The following is an 18,609-nucleotide window of genomic DNA, read 5'->3' on the forward strand; positions in this document are numbered from 1 at the left end:
CGCTGTTGATGTAGCCTTATTTCTTAACAAGATTTACGCAAAATTGTCCTGGCAAGGCGTAGCGACGAAGACAGTACTTTAGCTAGGAGCTAACAACGCAGCTAGGGCGGTTTTGCGTAAGTCTTACTTAATCTTGATTACTATCTGCGACGATTTAGTACTTGCCCCATTAATGCGGTGCCAGCCGTTTCCTTGCCACCTGGCCCAGGTTCAAACTGCAAGTCATCGAGTTTTAATTCTTCTTTGCATACTGTACAAGCAGGAATGGCACTGGTGATGTGGCCGCATTGCTGATGACGAATGAGTAAAGGCTGCTGCCCTTCTGCTGTACGCCATTTATCTCCCCAGGCAGTCAGTGCCAGTAATATGGGATACAAATCCCGCCCCTGCTGGGTAAGGCTATAGCGCCATACGCGTTTATCCTGAGTATCTGGCCTACGCTCAACGATGCCCTGCTCCATCATTTTTTTCAAGCGGGCTGTCAGGATATTGGACGCTACACCAAGATTGCGCTGGATATCGTCAAAACGTTCAAAACCCAAAAACAGATCACGCAAAATCAGCAATGACCACCACTCACCGATGACTTCCAGCGTGCGGGCAATTGAGCAGGAAAAATCAGAAAAAGAACTGCGCTCCATAATTTAGCTTGCTTGATGCAAGTTAACTGTTTACATTGCTTGCATTATGCCAGTGAAAGATAGCTATGTATGCTTATATCGTTGAGAATAAATTACGCAAAATCTTTGCCGCCATCAACGCAGGCGATGTCAGCCTGATGCTAAATGGCCTGGCTACTGACTTTACATATCGATTTGAAGGGGATTCGCCAATTTCTGGCTTACGCAACTCTCGTACATCCATGGCTTTGTGGTGGGAACGCCTATACCGCTTGTTCCCAGGCTTTCATTTTGAGGTAAAGGAAGTTGCGGTACTGGGGCCACCGTGGGATACCCGCATTCATGCCGTACTCGACTTTATTGTGCCGCATCAGCCAGATGGGCCTTACAAGAATGTAGTGATGCAATTCATGCGCATGCGCTGGGGAAAAGTCACTTACATCCAAACCCTGGAAGATATACAGCGTTGCAGCCGCTATCTAGCCTGGAGTGCAGCACAAGGATGCGAGGAAGCATTGGCTGCTCCTATTACTGATCAGGCCTGGCCCGGACCCGGCCCTTTCTTGCGTGCATAGACTCAGATATTCAGATGCATATTTACCAAAAAACTACACCCGACAGACGCAACTTGCTGCAAACAAACCCCTCCAATATCTTGGATGTGTTTGCAGCAAAAGTTTGCTCATTCTGTTGGAATAAACTAATAACCTGCTTACCAGTTGGCTTTGGATAAAATGATCAGCCATTTGCGAAACAGCAGCACTTCCAAATGCCCGGCTTGTATACCAGTGCTGCAATCCAGTACAGGATTGACATAATAAGAGCGCTGTCTAAAGTCGCGGCAAACAAATATTTCGCGACGACCCAGGCGCATCAAAAATGAGGTCGGGGCGAATTGCAGGCTGAAGCGCGTATCAAAGGACTGTTCGAGGTTTGCCATAATTTCAATCTCCATATCGGTTGGTATGTGATAGAGGAACGGTCATCAAAACAGCCATGCGTTCATCCATGAAACGAACTTTAACACATACTACTGTATGTGCAATCAGTATTATGTAACACTGTGGTTTTCTCATCTCCTGCAATCTCTTGCTCCAGTCTCATAGTACGGGCACATAAAATAAACTTTGAAGTCTTTCGCCATATTACATATACTGTATATTTAATCAGTATATGTAATATGACCCAGGTTTCCTCACTTCCCCCTGAACGCATACACCCCGCGTTGTGGCGTGCATCGCAACTGGCGCGTGCTCAGGGCGGTTATTTGCCCAGTGGCTATGCAGAACTCAATAATGAACTGCCTGGCAGTGGCTGGCCACAGGGGCAATTAACCGAGATTTTGCTGCCACAGATTGGCACTGCCGAACTCAGCTTGCTTAAACCCGCATTGAGCCAGCTTGATGGACGTCCCATTGTTTTATTGACGCCACCTTATGTACCGCAAGCATTGGCTTTTGCATGTACAGGTTTGCAATCATCGCAGTTGATCTGGATACGCTGCCAGAAACATGTAGATGCCTTATGGGCGGCTGAACAGGTGTTGCGCAATAGCAGTTGTGGTGCGCTGTTGTTCTGGACATCCAGCATCCGTAGTGAAGCTTTGCGTCGTTTGCACCTGGCAGCGCAAAGCTCAGAGATCTTATTCTTTTTAATGCGTGACATGCGGGCGGCACAGCAAGCATCTCCTGCGCCCTTGCGATTGAGTGTGCAAACCAGTCAATATGGCCTGGAGCTGGGCATACTCAAGCGCCGTGGCAGCCAGCGCGATGCGCCGCTGGCATTGCATGTACCCGATCATCCTTATTTGTATGCCTATGCTCATCCAGGCAAAGAAAAACTTGCGACAAACTATGGCAACTTGCCCACCACTGTGGATAGCCGTTCACCTGCCTTTACTCCAGCTTGAGGTGTTCGTCACCCCCTTGTTTGCTCAGCAAGAGACGCAAGTCAGTGTGATACTCCATCAAGGCCGGGTGACATCCATGTCTGAATCTGCCGATCAGGCTGGCATACGTTTGAATATGCGCGCAGGCGGCGTGCAGATGTTGTCTGCTGATGCGGATTATTATCAGCGTGATCAAAATAAAGAACAACTGGCGTTGCAGGCAGTGGCAACTGCGCTGCTGCAATACTCGCCACAAGTCTGTCTGGGAGAAGATCAATGCATACTGGTTGATATCAGTGCCAGTCTGAGCCTGTTTGGTGGCATACGCGCTTTGCGTAAACGCGTGCAGGAAAGCATGCGCATTCTGGGTTATACAGCAACCACAGGCATTGCTCCCGTTGCCAGAGCTGCCTGGCTATTGGCCAAGCAGGCATCGCGCAGATTACCCAGAGGACAGCATGTTTTTAAACCGCAAAGATTGAGTCAGCGTCTGGACAAATTACCAGTCAAATTACTCACTGCAGCACGGCCTTTGACTGAATTATTGCAGGGCATAGCCTGTTATAACCTCAGAGATTTACGGCAATTACCCCGTCCAGGCTTACAAAGACGTTGCGGCAAAGCTTTACTCATAGAACTGGATCAAGCCTATGGTGAGCAGGCCGAGGTACACGAATGGTATCTGGCAGCGCCAGAATTCAAAGTCAAAATCGAATTACCAGACCGTATAGAGCAAGCGGAGTCACTTCTTATTTTTGCCCGCAGCCTGCTGGCCCAGTTATTGGGATGGCTGGCAGCGCAGCAACTGGCGGTTACGCATATACACATGGAGTTATTGCATGAACGTGGCCGGCAGGCCATCCCTCCGACCATGTTTGATCTGCAACTGGCACAAGCATGCTGGCAAGAATCGCACCTGCTGAGTTTGTTCAAAGAAAAGCTCAGTCAGCTCAAATTGCATAGTGCCGTCATCGGTATGCTGCTGGAAGTAAAGCAAACTATAGTACGCGAAGCACAAAGCTATACCTTGTTCCCCGAACCTGGCGGCCAGGCAAGTGAACATAAGCGCTTGCTTGAACTTCTGGTTGCCCGCCTGGGCGAAGCTAATGTCTTGCAACCAGCGTCACAAGCAGACCATAGGGCTGATATTGCCAATCACTGGATTTCTGTCATCAAGAAAACTCCACCGCCCTGCCCGGCTCCCGCGTTGGCAGCTTATGTCTTGCGCCCTAACTGGTTATTGCCACATCCGCTGGCACTGGACATTCATGAGCATCGCCCTTATTACGGCTCAGAACTCAAACTTGTTTCTCCGGCTGAACGCATAGAAGCAGGCTGGTGGAATGAGCAGATACAAACCCGGGATTATTACATCGCTGTCGATAAACGCCATGTGCGCTACTGGATTTATCGTGAACGTGCCAATGATCCTGACAGTGAAGAAGCTGTCTGGTTCTTACACGGCATTTTTGGATAGCATTTTGAATAGATCGACATGAGTGCCTTCTTGCCCGAATATGCCGAATTATTTTGCATGAGCAATTTCAGCTTCCTGCATGGAGCATCGCATTCAGAAGAATTGGTGGCGCGTGCGATTAAACTCGATTATCGCGCCCTGGCCATTACCGACGAGTGTTCCTTTGCTGGCTTGGCAAGAGCCTATACCGCAGCAAAAAATACCGGCTTGCATCTCATCATCGGTGCCCACTTCAAACTGGAAGATATAGAAGCACCTGAAAATAATGTACATCTGATTGCCCTTGCACAAAACCGCGAAGGCTATGGCAATCTCTCTGAAATGATCACTCTTGGCAGATGCCGGGCAACCAAAGGTAGTTACTTATTAACGCCCAGGGATTTCGTCACACCACCGTCAGGTTTGGAACATTTGTCTGGCTTGCCAGATTGCCTGCTGATACTGGTGCCAACCTACCCCTCAGAGAACAAGGCGCTACTGAAACAGGCCAAATGGATGAAGCAACACTTCCCTGGGCGCGCCTGGATAGGTTTGAATTTGCTGATGCAAATTGCAGATGAATATCAAAAGCAGCAAGTTGATAAGGTAGCTGAAGCCGTGCAATTACCCGTCGTTGCCATAGGCCAGGTCACTATGCATGTACGTTCACGCAAGCCCTTGCAGGACACGATGACTGCGATACGCCTGTGCCAGCCCATCACTGAATGCGGCTATACCCTGGCGATGAATGCAGAACAGCACCTGCGCTCACGCTTGCGGCTGGCGACGATTTATCCGCTGCATACCCTGGCCGAAACTGTGAAAATCGCAGACCTGTGCAGCTTTTCATTGAATGAATTGCGCTATGAGTATCCGCACGAACTGGTGCCTAAGGGATATACGCCTGCCAGTTATTTAAAGTTCCAGGTCTATAAAGGAGCTGATCTGCGCTATCCGCAAGGTTTGCCTTCATCGGTAAAAAATAAAATAGAACATGAGCTGCACCTGATTAATGACCTGGCTTATGAACCTTATTTTCTGACGGTATTTGATATCGTTAATTTCGCCAGACAAAAAGAAATACTCTGTCAGGGACGCGGCTCGGCAGCCAACAGTGTTGTCTGTTATTGCCTGCATATCACTGAAGTCAATCCAGAGACACATACCCTGCTGTTTGAGCGATTCCTTTCCAAAGAGAGGGGTGAGCCGCCAGACATCGATGTCGATTTTGAGCATCAGCGCCGCGAAGAAGTCATGCAGTATATCTATGATAAATACGGACGTGACCGTGCGGCGCTGGCTGCGGCTGTGCACACTTACCACCCGCGCGGCGCTTTGCGTGATGTGGGTAAAGCCCTGGGTGTAGACCTGGCGATTGTCGATGCCGTGGCAAAATCGCATCGCTGGTTTGATAGCAAACAAGAGTTATTCAAGCGATTCACAGAATGCGGCCTGGACACCAATTCCCCCATCGCCCAGCAATGGGCATTGTTGACAGGAAAATTATTGCGTTTCCCACGTCACCTATCCCAGCATAGCGGTGGCTTCGTCATCGCACGCGGCAAATTATCCAGGCTGGTGCCCATAGAAAATGCGGCGATGGAAAAGCGCAATGTGATTCAATGGGATAAGGATGATCTGGAATCCCTGGGTCTGCTCAAGGTTGATGTGCTGGCCCTTGGCATGCTGTCGGCATTGCGACGGGCTTTTGATTTGATGGCTAGCTTGCCAGGCAAACCTAAGTGTATGCAGGATGTTCCACGCGAAGATACTCTGACCTATGACATGATCTGCAAGGCAGATACCGTCGGTGTTTTTCAGATAGAATCCCGGGCGCAGATGAGCATGTTGCCGCGCTTGAGACCCAGAGAATTCTATGATCTGGTGATACAAATTGCCATTGTGCGGCCCGGCCCGATACAAGGCGGTATGGTGCACCCTTATTTACAAAGGCGTCAGGGCAAGCAGCCTGTAGAAATACACAAAAACCCGGGTATGCGGGCCGCATTGCAACGCACTCTCGGGATACCTATTTTCCAGGAACAAGTCATGCAAATTGCCATGCATGCGGCAGACTTTACGGCGGGAGAAGCGGATGGTTTGCGCCGTGCAATGGCTGCCTGGAAACGCAAAGGCGGCCTGGAAGGCTATGAAACCAGAATAGTAGAAACCATGGTCAAAAATGGTTATGAACGTGAATTCGCTCAAGGAATCTATGAGCAAATGAAAGGTTTTGGTGATTACGGATTTCCTGAAAGCCATTCAGCCAGCTTTGCCATCCTCGCGTATTTCAGTAGCTGGATCAAGCGCCATGAGCCTGCAGTGTTTTTATGCTCGCTATTGAATTCTCAGCCCTTAGGTTTTTATTCGCCTTCCCAATTGATACAGGATGCCCGTCGCCATGATGTGCAAGTCAGTGCGATTGATGTAACTTGCAGTAACTGGGATTCTTCACTTGAGGCAGAAACGCAGCTCAATCAATTTACCGAAACCCTGCAACCTACCGTGCGCATGGGTTTTTCCCTGCTGCATGGCATGTCCGAGGATGCCGCCTTGCGTATCATGCAGGCACGCCAGCAGCAGGCTTTTATTGATGTGCATGATCTGGCAAAGCGCGCACAATTGAACCAGCATGATTTGCATGTGCTGGCAGCTGGCAATGCCTTGTCATCGCTGGCGGGGCACAGAAGACAGGCATTATGGCAGGCTGTAGGGGCAATGCCGGACAAGGATTTGTTGCGTGTCACCAGCATACAGGAGCAAGCGCCGCAATTGAAAGCTCCTTCAGAGGCACAGGAAATTTATAGCGACTACCATGCAACCGGATTCAGTCTACAGCGCCATCCTCTTGCCTTGCTGCGACCACAATTGCTGGCCAAACGCTTTTTACCCGCAGAAATGTTGAATACTTTCCAGCAAGGGCAATTTGCGCGTGGCTGTGGCCTGGTCACAGTAAGACAAAGGCCGCAGACGGCCAAGGGTGTCATCTTCATCACCATAGAAGATGAAACCGGCCCGGTAAATGTGATTATCTGGCCAAATGTACTGGAAAAACAGCGTAGCGAAGTTTTGAGTGCGCCTCTGCTGGGCGTATATGGCATCTGGCAATGTGAAGCCGAAGTCAGGCATCTGGTTGCCAAACGACTGGTGGATATGTCACATCTTCTGGGACAACTGGAAGTGGGCAGCAGAAACTTTTGCTAAGCTCCTCTGCCCTGCTCTATATAGAAATATGCAGCAATTATTCCTGATTACCCTCAGGCAAAGTCAGGCGACCAGTATGATAATCATATTCGTAGACCTCGCCATAGCGCCCCCACTCGATGGCGACTTCGAGTACACGTTTTGCTTCATCAGATTTCAAAAACTCTTCCAGCAAATCTATCAGCGGTTCTTCAGACAGGCTGCCACTGGTTTCCGATTCCAGATTACGACGTATATGTGCCGCCAATGGAACATGAGTCAGCAATTGTTGACCAAACAATTCCTGCTTTTGCGCCTGCTCTGCTTCTACATATTTTTTACCCAGCGGCGTCAGCATGATGTCGCCTTTTTCCAGCACGGCAAAACCCAACAGGCTCAGGGCTTCATAGGTCGGGAATAATTCTTCATCCGACAATTCAGCTTCTTCTGCCAGTTGGGGCAAGTCGGCGCGGCCATTGAATGGTGCCTCTGCCAGCAGATCGAGAATACCTTCGATGCGGCTGACATCCGTCTCTGGCAATCGATAACCCAGGTGGCGGGTATTGGGTGTATCCGCTGCTGCTTCATGCGTCGCGCGCATGGTCATCAAGCCATACACTTCATCAATCAAGGCACGGACTTCCAGCGAATCCACATCACGCGGCCTGGGCAGGTCTATCTTGATTTCACATCTGACCGAGCCTGGATCACTAGACAATATGATGATGCGATCCGCCATCATGACGGCTTCTTCAATATTATGAGAAACGATCAAAATACCTTTAGTGGATATGCGGTCTTCTTCCCACAGCTCCAGCATGTCATTACGCAGGGTTTCACCTGTCAACACATCCAGGGCAGAAAAAGCTTCATCCATGAGCAGTACATCAGGATTGGTGACCAGTGCCCTGGCTATACCAACACGCTGTTTCATGCCGCCAGAAAGTTCACGTGGCAAGGCACCGCCAAAGCCTGCCAGACCGATCAATTCGAGAACAGCATCGGCTCTTTGTTCACGCTCTGCCGCTGGCACACCCTGGGCCTCAAGCCCCAGTTCTACATTCTGTTGCACAGTCAGCCAGGGGAATAAGGCAAAGGACTGGAACACCATCGCGATGCCTGCGACTGGCCCACCAATCGCTTTGTCGCGGTACGCCACTTTGCCTGCATCTGCCGGTATCAAACCAGCCATGATGCGTAATAAAGTGGATTTACCTGAGCCAGATTTGCCCAGCAAGGCGACGATTTCGCCATCTTTGAGTTGAAAATCAACCTTGTCCAGTATCAGGCGAGATTTACCATCTGCGGCTTTAAAGGATTTGGCGACTTGATTCAGATCGAGTAATAAATTTTGAGTCATCTTGAATTCCTTGATGAGTAATCCAGGTGTAAGCGCTATGGCTCAACGCAGATGGTCTTCGGCCAGCAAATATAATTTGCGCCAGAAAAAACGGTTCAGCAGCATGACGAATACGCACATCACGCCTATGCCCAAAGCGATACGATGAAAGTCACCCGTCTCGGTCATTTGCTTGATATAACTACCCAAGCCATCAGCCACCAGCGTGGTTTTACCCCAGGTGACATATTCAGCCACAATACTGGCATTCCATGAGCCGCCACTGGCAGTGATTGCGCCCGTAATATAGCTGGGGAACACGGCAGGCAAATATACGCGCTTCCATTTCAACCAACCTTTCAAACCCAGATTATCTGCAGCAAGACGCAATTCATTGGGAATGGTGGCAGCACCAGCCACGACATTGAACAGGATGTACCACTGCGTACCAAACACCATCAAGGGGCTGAGCCAGATATTTGGCGTCAGTTTAAACGTCACCATGGCAAACACCACCAGGGGGAACATCAGATTGACAGGAAACGCGGCCAAAAACTGCGCCATTGCCTGCACTTTTTGTGAATACTGTGGGCGCAAACCTATCCAGACTGCCACTGGCACCCAAAACAAGGAAGCCAGGGCGATCAATAACATGACGCGCACCAGGGTAATCAATCCCAGACCCAGCACATGTGCCACTTCAGCCCAGCCCACCACACTGTGTATAAAAATGAAAAGGCTGTACATGGCAGAAATTGAAGCCAGCAACAAAACTGCATCCAGAATCTTAGGCCAGGCTGGATGGCTAAAGCGCTGATTTACCTGCACAGTAGTACCATCACCTTGCACGCTAAACCATGACAAGCCACGTCCAAGAAAAAGCCAGAACCTGGCTATCCATGCACGGAATAAACGGCTGTTACGCATCCAGTCCAGCAACCATGATTGCTGTGCAGTGTCGCCTTGGGTTTCTTCAAAACGGAATTTATCAGCCCATGCCAACAAGGGGCGGAAAAATAATTGGTCATACAGCAATATCCCGATGAGCATGGCAGCAATCGCCCAGGTAATGGCCATGCCGTCCCTGGCTTCAATCGCTACTGCGATGTAAGAACCTATGCCGGGCAATTTAATGTCTTGCCCTGCCACAGAAATAGCCTCTGCCGCCACCAGGAAAAACCAGCCACCGGACATGGACATCATCATATTCCATAGCAGTCCTGGCATGGCGAATGGCAGTTCCAATCGCCAGAAACGCTGCCAGCCAGACAATCTAAAAATCTGTGCCGCTTCTTTTAATTCTGGTGGCACATTTCGTATCGATTGATACAGGCTAAATGCCATATTCCATGCCTGAGATGTGAAAATCGCAAAAATGGCTGCACATTCCACCCCCAGTAAATTACCAGGGAACAAGGCAATAAAAGGCGCAATAGCAATCGCCTGAAAGCCAAGAATAGGCACGGATTGCAAGATATCCAGCGCCGGTATCATGACTTTTTCAGCCGCGGCATATTTGGCTGCAACAGCTGCAAATATCAAACTAAAGATCAGGGAAAAAGCCAGTGCCGTAAACATGCGCAGGATAGTGCGCAATAAATAATAAGGCAGATAAGAGGGATCAAGACTGATTTGCAAAGCCTCGCCTACCGCAAAAGGACGGCTCATCTGCATGGCGGCAAATGCAAAAATACCCAGCAGCGCCAAAACCAAAGGGAGCAAAGCCCAATCCCAGCGATTTGGACCTTTGTCCCCGGTGACAACATCACGCCCTTGTTGGCGGAACAATTCAAACATGAATGCCCCTCAACACAATGAAAGCAATAGTAAAAAAACGGCACATAGCATACCTCCTGTCACAAACATCAAGTCTGGACAAAGATGAACTGCGCGGCTGCACACATGCATACTGACAATAGCCAGCGCCACGCAAAATTTAAAACAGGGGTAAAAGTAGAGAGCAGCAAGACTGCCGCGAAAGACTACTACCCGCCAGATGGCAAGGTAGCAAGAGAAAATCTGTGCTTACATTGCCAAGTTGAGTGATGATCGACAACTATAACTGTCCACAGATGTGCTCCGAAAATGAGATGCGCGAACTTTAACATAAACTTTGTTTTGCAGGCAAGATGTTGCAACGCAAAAAGACTATTTTTTAAGCGCTTGCATACGTTCTTTGAGCAAGGTAGCAATTTCCTTTTGCTCAAGCTCAGTTGCAAAATCGAGAGCTGTTAAACCCAATTCATTTTTCAAATGAGGGTCGGCCCCCTCATCAAGCAATAAGCTGACAATAAGCTCCTTGTTTGAGCGTGCTGCCATCATTAAAGGCGTAGTCTTGTTGGGCGACTCTGCATCGATATAGGCAGAATGTTCGAGTAGCAAGGCAACAATATCCTTGTTGCCGCCAGCCGCTGCATAGTGCAAGGCACACCATCCGACTTGATTAACTTCTGCATCATGTGCAAGCAAGGCTTTAACAGCAGGGAGATTGCCAAGATAACTGGCCAGCATCAAGACGGTGTCACCATTCCTGGCCCTTGCTTCCAGTTTGATATCCTTGCGCTCTAGCAAAGCTAAAAAAACTTTCTTTGAATTTTCTCGCAAGGCGATCATGAGCAAGGTCTCGCCACGGCTCGCTTCAGTGGCATTCACATTCATGCCTTGCTGTAGTAACTCTGTTACCTTATCCATGGCATCAAAGCGCACGGCAAAAATCAAATCATCGTTATCATCTGCAAAAGCGCAAGAGGAAGACAGCCACAATAGCAAACAAGCCAGCCCATGCAAAAAGGCTTTTTGATAACCATAAATTGCAAATGACTTACTTGTTCGCATATCAGTCCTCAATGGGCAAATTGAAACAATTGAAAGAAATTTTTGGTCGTGGTTTCCTGCACTTCTTTGACAGAGATTCCTTTTAAATCTGCCAGGAACTCCCCCACATGCCTTACGAATCCAGGCTCATTCATTTTGCCACGATGTGGGGCTGGTGCCAGATAAGGGGAATCAGTCTCTATCAAAATCCGCTCCAGCGGCAAGGCTTTGGCTACTGCCTGCAAATCCTTGGCGCTCTTGAAGGTCAGTATGCCTGAGAAGGAAATATAAAATCCCAGGTCCACTGCCGCTTGCGCTACTTCCAGCGACTCAGTAAAACAATGCATGACACCGGCAACCCCGCCCTGCGCTGTGCCAGCACCCTCTTCTTTCATGATGCGTATGGTGTCTTCAGCTGCTGCCCGGGTGTGGATGATCAGGGGTTTGCGACATATGCGCGAGGCACGGATATGCTGCCTGAATCGCTCACGCTGCCATTCCAGATCACCTTTCAAGCGAAAGTAGTCAAGCCCTGTTTCACCAATGGCAATGATTTTATCGTGATCTGCCAGCCTCACCAATTGCTCTGCGCTTGGCTCTTCTGTTTCTTCATAATCTGGATGCACGCCTACGGAGGCATAGATATGCGGGTATTGCTCTGCCAACGCCAGCACTTGCGGAAAATCAGGTAAATCAACAGAGACACACAGTGCGTGGGTCACCCCATTCTCTTGCATTTTGCTTAAAATTTCAGGCAAACGCTCAGCCAGTTCGGGGAAATTGATATGACAATGAGAATCAACGTACATGCTTGCTACTCTTTAGGAAATATGGCGCAATGGCCGACAGCAAACACCTGAGGCAAACCGCCTCAGGTTGCTGAGATCAATTGTAATACGGCTTGCGCCGAGACGTTGGCAGTGTCACGCAAGAGGGAATGGTGCATATCGACGAAGCGCTGCTTGAGGCGCTCCTGCAAAGCGTTGTCGCTTAACTGCTGCCACAAGGCATCAGCCATGGCATCTGGCCTGGCGGCTGATTGTAAAAATTCTGGCACCAAGAATTCACGCGCCAATATGTTTGGCAAACCTATCCAGGGCTGGTAACCCATGTGCCGCAAAATCTGCCATGAAGCTTCCATCATCTTGTAGGCAATCACCATGGGTTTCTTGAACAGCGCCACTTCCAGCGATGCAGTGCCCGATGCAACCAATACTGCATCTGCTGCTGCAATGGCAGTATGTGAGCGACCATCAATCAGCAAGACTGGGACATTATCCAACTTTGCATCAACTACTAGCTTGATGTAATAACTGCGCTGTTTTTCACCTGCCATAGGTACGACAATTTGCAAGTGTGGGTCACGCTGACAGAGTATTTTTGCTGTCTGGATAAATGCTTCAGTATTGTATTTGATCTCAGACATGCGGCTGCCCGGCAAGATCGTGACCACTCTGGCGTTTTTGTCCAGACCCAGTTCATCCCTGGCTGCAGCCATGTCAGTTTCCATGGGAATGACTTGTGCGAGTGGGTGACCTACGTAAGTCACTGGTATGCCAGCTTTGCGGTAAATCTCTTCTTCAAAGGGAAACACCACCAGCATGTGGGAAACTGCTTCAGCTATCTTTTTGATGCGGCCACCGCGCCAGGCCCAGATTGATGGACTGATGTAGTGCATGGTAGGAATGCCCGCACGCTTTAACTGGATTTCCAGATCCAGATTGAAGTCGGGTGCATCAACACCAATGAAGATATCCGGTTTTTCCAGCAATAACTGTTCACGTAATTGCTTGCGTATGCCACTGATTTCACGGTAATGCGCCAGTACTTCAAACAGGCCACGTACAGACAGCTTGTCCATTGACCAGTCATTGATGAAGCCATGCTCCGCCATACGCGGGCCACCTATGCCATGCATATGAGCATCAGGCAAGGCCGGGCGCAAGCCTGACAAGAGACGGTTGGCCAGCATGTCGCCGGAGGTTTCTCCGGCGACCATGGCTATAATTGGTCGATTTGTCACAATATTATTAGCGGACTATGCCACGGGTAGCAGCGTCCAGGAAGTGGCGCATGGATTGCACATGCAGAGCCACATCGGCTTCCAGCTCGGCGATCTGTTCATCAATAGCTGCTTTGGCTTCTTCCAAGGTCAGACCGGACTTGTAGATCAGCTTGTAAGTCTGGCGTATCGCCGAAATCTGCTCGCGGCTGAAACCACGGCGTTTCAATCCTTCGACATTGATACCATGGGCCGCAGCAGGATTGCCATTCAACATGACGAATGGCGGCACGTCTTGCAATAAGGATGTACCCATGCCACACATCGCATGTGCACCTATCTTGCAGAACTGGTGCACATTGGTAAAACCACCCAAAATAACCCAGTCACCGACATGTACATGGCCAGCCAAAGCAGCATTATTGGCAAATATAACATTATTGCCAACCTGGCAGTCATGCGCCAAATGCACATAGGCCATGATCCAGTTATCGTTACCCAGGCGCGTTACGCCATTATCCTGAACCGTGCCCAGATTGAAGGTGCAAAATTCGCGAATGACGTTATTGTCACCAATTTCCAGACGGGTAGGTTCGCCCGCATACTTCTTGTCCTGTGGTGCCGCACCTATGGAGGAAAACTGATAGAAGGTATTATTCCGACCTATCGTCGTATGTCCTTCTATGACTACATGCGGACCTATCTTGGTACCTTCGGCTATCCTCACATTGGGACCAATGATGGAATAGGCACCTACTTCAACGGTACTGTCCAGTTGGGCCTTGGGGTCTATCAGTGCGCTTGGGTGGATATGCATTTTGCTCTCCTAGGCTTCATCTTTCGTGCGCATGGTGCACATCAATTCGCCTTCTACCGCCAATTGGCCATCTACTGTGGCTTTGGCTTTGTATTTCCAGATGCCACGTGCAACCTTGATGATTTCTACTTCCATCTTCAACTGGTCACCAGGCTCAACCGGGCGCTTGAAACGTGCGCCATCAATGCCAAGGAAATACACGATGGTATTTTCATCCGGCTTTTTACCCATAGTTAAAAATGAGAGTATGGCAGCAGTTTGTGCCAATGCCTCTATCATCAATACACCAGGCATGACAGGTTTATTGGGGAAATGGCCATTAAAAAATTCTTCATTCGCCGTAACATTCTTGATGGCCGTAATGGTCTTGCCATCTTCCCAGTTCAGTACACGATCGACCAGCAGCATTGGGTAGCGATGCGGCAAATATTCTTTGATTTGATTGATGTCCAGGCTATTCATGATCTTTTTCAGTCAGTGTTTTCATTGTTTTTTCTAGGTAACGCATTTTTTCGCGCATACCCGATAAGTTGCGTACGATGGCAGCAGTTTTTTCCCAGTCAGCATTTTTTGCCAGAGGGTAGAAGCCCGTATATTGGCCTGCTTCCAGGATGGAGCGTGACACCATGCTGGCAGAAGAAATGTGGACATTATCCACGATGGTCAGATGCCCTAAAACCATCGCTGCACCGCCAAAGGTGCAATATTTACCTATCTTGGCACTACCTGCCACACCTACGCAGCCAGCCATGGCCGTATGCGCGCCTATGTGACAGTTATGGCCTATTTGTATCTGGTTATCGAGCTTTACGCCCTCTTCTATGATGGTATCAGCCAGGGCGCCACGGTCTATACTGGTATTGGCACCGATTTCTACATCGTCACCGATCAACACCCTGCCCGTTTGCGGGATCTTTATCCATTGGCCTTTTTCATTGGCGAAGCCAAAACCGTCCGCACCTATTACGGCGCCAGAATGAATGATGCAACGTTGCCCCAGCACGCAATAGTCGTAAATACTGACATTGGCATGTATCAGGCTATTGTCACCAATCACCACGCCACGGCCTATCACGGCACCTGGTTTGATGACGACATGCTCACCTATCACTGCCTCGGCGTCTATGCTGACATTGGCACCTATGCTGGCAGTGGCAGCGACAACAGCATGCGGGCTGACCCAGGCAGCGGGATGTACACCGATCAATGCAGGTATCGCATTGAGAGCAGCAAAATATTGCGCAGCCCTGGCAAAATACACATAAGGCTGCGGAACAATCAGACAGATACCGACATAGTCTTTACCGATTTGTTCAAAATCGGCCTGCGTCAGTATTAATGCAGCAGCTTGGGTAGTTGCAGCCTGATGACGTAATTTGGGATTGGATAAAAAGGTAATATGCTGCTCACTGGCTTCGCTCAGGGGAGCAATGCCAGTGACAGTAATATCAGGTGAACCAGTCAATTGACCACCGAAGCGATCGACCAATTCACCTAGCCGAATGCTTGCGGTCATAGGAATTATTTGGAGAGTGCTTTGAGAACTTTGTCAGTAATGTCAATACGAGCGCTGTGATAGACAGAGTCTTGCAAGACCAGATCAATTTTCTCGGCCTCTGCAATTTGCTTGATCACTTTTTGCGCGCGCTCTACCAGGGCAGCGATTTCCTCATTCTGACGCTGATTCACATCTTCATTGTAAGAGCGTTGCTTGCGCTTGAAAGTCTGGTCCAGTTCAGTGATTTCACGCTGACGAATAACGCGATCCGCTTCTGATAATAAAGGCGCATCTTTTTCATACTTCTCTGCTGTCGCCTTTAATTTTTTTGCCAGATTTTCCAGTTCTTCGCCACGCTTTTGAAACTCAACTTTCAGCTTGGCTTCTGCTGCCTTGGCTGGCAAAGATTCACGCATCACCCTTTGTGAATCAAAAATCGCTATTTTCGTGTCTTGCGCCTGGGCTTGAGCAACGCTAAAAACGCAAGCCGCACAAACCATCAAGCGTTGCAACAATTTGGTCGGGGTAGTAAGTTGACTCAAAATAATCTCCGTAACACGTACTAAAACAAATATAGCCTGCTCAAGCAATTAGAAGCCCGTTCCCATCTGGAACTGGAATGTTTGCTTTTTGTCTTCTGGCTTGGCATTCAAAGCCTTACCAAAGCTCAACTTCAAAGGACCGACAGGCGATATCCAGCTTATACCTATACCTGCAGAAAAACGTAAGTCTTTTGGTCTGATTTTTTGCCCCTCATCAAAAACATTGCCGCCATCCACAAACGTGAACCAGCGCAAGGACTTATCAGCACCAGGGAAAGGAATTTGTAATTCTACATTAGCCAGCACCCTGGTTGAACCACCCAGTGCATCACCATTTGGATCTCTGGTACCCAAAGAAGATGGTTCATAGCCACGTACAGAACCTATACCACCTGCATAGAAGTTTTTGAACAAAGGATAAGCCTTGCCGCCCAATCCATGACCATAATCAAATTCGCCATTCAATGCCAGAACGATGGAACGATAAACTGGCTGGAACAATTGCGCATTATAAATCGCACGGTAGTATTTAAAACTACCAAAAGCAGCAAGCTCCAGATTGGCGCGCTGATAGCGACCTATGGTAGGAGTCAAGACACTATCCCTGCTATCCCTTTGCCAGGCAGCAGTCAAAGGGTAGGAATTGGTCACTGCCTCGCCGATACCATAAAACGGATCACTGATATCTTTGCTGCCATTGCCATAGTCAGCAACGTATTTCAAATAGCGCGGCGGGCTCAAATAATAAGTCTCTACCTTGGTACGCTCAAAGCCCATACCAAAGAAAACAGTATCAACCTCAGAGAATGGCACGCCAAACCGCAAGGCACCGCCTGTAGTTTGAATTTTATAATCGCCAGCACTACCTATGATAGGGCGTGTAGTCCGTAAAAACATCTCGATACTTCTACTAACGCCATCGTCAGTGAAATAAGGATCAGTATGAGCAACCGCAATAGTACGATTTTGGCGACTGGTGTTAATGTCCAGACCTATCGTATCACCACTACCAAAAGCATTGGCTTGCTGGATAGAACCCGTCAAGGTCAGTTTTTCTGCGCTGGAGTAACCGGCACCAAACAGCAAGTTACCAGTAGGTTTTTCAGTTACAGTCAGATTCACATCCACCTGATCAACACTGGTTGGCACTTCTGGTGTTTCTATCGTGACATCTTTAAAGTAACCCAGACGTTCTACACGATCACGTGAAGTCTTGATTTTTTCACCGTCGTACCAGGAACTCTCAAATTGACGGAATTCGCGGCGAATGACTTCATCACGAGTACGTGTATTACCCGCCAGATTAATGCGGCGTACATACACGCGCTTACCAGGATCAACAAAGATAGTGAACGCAACTTCTTTTTTCTCTTTGTTCAGAATAGGATTGGCGTTCACATTAGCAAAGGCATAACCAAAGTTACCCATACGCTCAGAAATGCGCTTGGTGCTCTCGGTCAGACGGGCTGCATTGTAAATATTGCCGCTCTTCAACAGCAAAAGGGAAGCCAGCTCTTCTTCACGGCCCAAAGTATCGCCTTCGAGCTTGATGTCGGAAACCGTGTATTTATCACCCTCTTCCAGATTGATAGTGATGTAGATATCTTTTTTATCCGGGGTGATGGAAATCTGCGTGGACAAGATTTGCATTTCCAGATAGCCGCGGTTTTGATAAAAAGAACGCAGAGTTTCTATATCGCCCGACAGCTTTTGCTTGGAATACTGATCTGCCTTGGTGTACCAGGTAAACCAGCCTGGTGTCGTCAAGGTCAGCAAATCGCGGATTTCACCGTCAGAAAACGCCTTATTACCAATAATATTGATTTGCGCGATTTTAGCGATTTCGCCTTCTTCAACCGCGAAAGTGACATTCACACGATTACGCTCTATAGGTGTGATCGTGGTTGTGATTTGCATGCCATACAAGCCCTTGGACAGGTATTGGCGTTTCAATTCCTGTTCGGCGCGATCTACGGTCGCTTTATCAAAAATGCGTGATTCGCCAACGCCGATGTCTTTCAAGGCCTTGACCAGCGCATCTTTTTCAAATTCCTTGGTGCCGGTGAACTCCACGCCAGCAATGGTTGGACGCTCTTCCAGCAAAACGATCAGAATGCCATCTTGCACTTCTATCTGAACATCCTTGAAAAACCCCGTTGCATACAGGGATTTAATCGCAGTTGTACTTTTTGCGTCATCAAATTGCTCGCCAACTTTGACAGGCAAATAGCTAAATACAGTACCGGCCTCCGTCCGTTGCAAGCCTTCTACACGTATATCCTTGACGGTGAAGGGCTCAATCGCGAGCGCATTTCCGGTGCAGAGTGCAAATGCAGCCAAAGATAATGCATGACGACGAAAATGGGCTAAAGTGAACTGCTCGATATGTAATTTCATTGGGTATAAATTTCTTTCAATACTCTCAATATTGCTATCTGAAATGAGTTTCT

16 protein-coding genes are annotated in these 18,609 nt (G+C 48.7%); 4 read left to right on the top strand and 12 right to left on the bottom strand.

From position 1 onward, the window contains the following. Positions 1–140: 140 nt before the first annotated feature. Positions 141–641: a winged helix-turn-helix transcriptional regulator gene (locus tag ACO0LF_RS20755; RefSeq protein WP_423017465.1), complete on the bottom strand. Its 501-nt coding sequence runs from the start codon at positions 639–641 to the stop codon at positions 141–143. A gap of 65 nt (positions 642–706) precedes the next feature. On the opposite strand from ACO0LF_RS20755, the gene ACO0LF_RS20760 reads away from it, so the two are divergent. Further along, positions 707–1,195: a nuclear transport factor 2 family protein gene (locus tag ACO0LF_RS20760; protein ID WP_423017467.1), complete on the top strand. Its 489-nt coding sequence runs from the start codon at positions 707–709 to the stop codon at positions 1,193–1,195. A gap of 137 nt (positions 1,196–1,332) precedes the next feature. On the opposite strand, the gene ACO0LF_RS20765 is transcribed toward ACO0LF_RS20760, so the two are convergent. After that, on the bottom strand, positions 1,333–1,560 hold the full coding sequence (locus ACO0LF_RS20765; RefSeq protein ID WP_423004292.1) for a hypothetical protein: 228 nt from the start codon (positions 1,558–1,560) through the stop codon (positions 1,333–1,335). 240 nt (positions 1,561–1,800) lie between these two features. On the opposite strand from ACO0LF_RS20765, the gene imuA reads away from it, so the two are divergent. The 3 genes from imuA to ACO0LF_RS20780 are packed head-to-tail and all read left to right on the top strand — an operon-like array spanning position 1,801 to position 7,168. Continuing rightward, positions 1,801–2,529 (top strand): translesion DNA synthesis-associated protein ImuA, encoded by a 729-nt coding sequence (gene imuA, locus ACO0LF_RS20770; RefSeq protein ID WP_423017469.1) that lies wholly within the window; start codon positions 1,801–1,803, stop codon positions 2,527–2,529. Beyond that, positions 2,474–3,985: a Y-family DNA polymerase gene (locus ACO0LF_RS20775; RefSeq protein ID WP_423017471.1), complete on the top strand. Its 1,512-nt coding sequence runs from the start codon at positions 2,474–2,476 to the stop codon at positions 3,983–3,985. The genes imuA and ACO0LF_RS20775 overlap by 56 nt, the downstream gene beginning before the upstream one ends. 18 nt (positions 3,986–4,003) lie before the next feature. Beyond that, positions 4,004–7,168, top strand: a complete 3,165-nt coding sequence (locus tag ACO0LF_RS20780; RefSeq protein ID WP_423017473.1) for an error-prone DNA polymerase — start codon at positions 4,004–4,006, stop codon at positions 7,166–7,168. A 37-nt stretch (positions 7,169–7,205) separates the two neighbouring features. Here the strand turns inward: ACO0LF_RS20780 and ACO0LF_RS20785 are convergent, their stop codons facing one another. The 10 genes from ACO0LF_RS20785 to bamA all read right to left on the bottom strand — a co-directional run bounded on the left by ACO0LF_RS20785 (position 7,206) and on the right by bamA (position 18,556). After that, positions 7,206–8,507, bottom strand: coding sequence for an AAA-associated domain-containing protein (locus ACO0LF_RS20785; RefSeq protein ID WP_423017475.1), 1,302 nt, complete (start codon positions 8,505–8,507; stop codon positions 7,206–7,208). A 42-nt stretch (positions 8,508–8,549) separates the two neighbouring features. After that, positions 8,550–10,283 (bottom strand): ABC transporter permease, encoded by a 1,734-nt coding sequence (locus tag ACO0LF_RS20790; RefSeq protein WP_423017477.1) that lies wholly within the window; start codon positions 10,281–10,283, stop codon positions 8,550–8,552. Positions 10,284–10,634: 351 nt separating this feature from the next. Further along, positions 10,635–11,321 (bottom strand): ankyrin repeat domain-containing protein, encoded by a 687-nt coding sequence (locus ACO0LF_RS20795; protein WP_423017479.1) that lies wholly within the window; start codon positions 11,319–11,321, stop codon positions 10,635–10,637. A gap of 8 nt (positions 11,322–11,329) precedes the next feature. Continuing rightward, complete coding sequence (locus ACO0LF_RS20800; protein WP_423017481.1) at positions 11,330–12,109, bottom strand: TatD family hydrolase; 780 nt, start codon at positions 12,107–12,109, stop codon at positions 11,330–11,332. A gap of 62 nt (positions 12,110–12,171) precedes the next feature. Then, positions 12,172–13,323: a lipid-A-disaccharide synthase gene (gene lpxB / locus ACO0LF_RS20805; RefSeq protein ID WP_423017483.1), complete on the bottom strand. Its 1,152-nt coding sequence runs from the start codon at positions 13,321–13,323 to the stop codon at positions 12,172–12,174. 7 nt (positions 13,324–13,330) lie between these two features. Continuing rightward, positions 13,331–14,119 carry an acyl-ACP--UDP-N-acetylglucosamine O-acyltransferase gene (gene lpxA, locus ACO0LF_RS20810; RefSeq protein WP_423017485.1) on the bottom strand — a complete coding sequence of 263 codons (789 nt, stop codon included), beginning with the start codon at positions 14,117–14,119 and terminating at the stop codon, positions 13,331–13,333. A gap of 9 nt (positions 14,120–14,128) precedes the next feature. Continuing rightward, positions 14,129–14,581 carry a 3-hydroxyacyl-ACP dehydratase FabZ gene (fabZ, locus tag ACO0LF_RS20815; protein WP_423004310.1) on the bottom strand — a complete coding sequence of 151 codons (453 nt, stop codon included), beginning with the start codon at positions 14,579–14,581 and terminating at the stop codon, positions 14,129–14,131. After that, positions 14,574–15,635, bottom strand: a complete 1,062-nt coding sequence (gene lpxD, locus ACO0LF_RS20820; RefSeq protein ID WP_423017487.1) for a UDP-3-O-(3-hydroxymyristoyl)glucosamine N-acyltransferase — start codon at positions 15,633–15,635, stop codon at positions 14,574–14,576. The genes fabZ and lpxD overlap by 8 nt, the downstream gene beginning before the upstream one ends. Before the next feature lie 5 nt (positions 15,636–15,640). Continuing rightward, entirely contained in the window at positions 15,641–16,117 is a 477-nt protein-coding gene (locus tag ACO0LF_RS20825) for an OmpH family outer membrane protein (protein WP_423017824.1), read from the bottom strand. A 90-nt stretch (positions 16,118–16,207) separates the two neighbouring features. Further along, positions 16,208–18,556 carry an outer membrane protein assembly factor BamA gene (bamA, locus tag ACO0LF_RS20830; RefSeq protein WP_423017489.1) on the bottom strand — a complete coding sequence of 783 codons (2,349 nt, stop codon included), beginning with the start codon at positions 18,554–18,556 and terminating at the stop codon, positions 16,208–16,210. Positions 18,557–18,609: the final 53 nt, after the last annotated feature.

This window comes from Undibacterium sp. Di27W, assembly GCF_049340345.1.
Classification (GTDB): Bacteria; Pseudomonadota; Gammaproteobacteria; order Burkholderiales; family Burkholderiaceae_D; genus Undibacterium.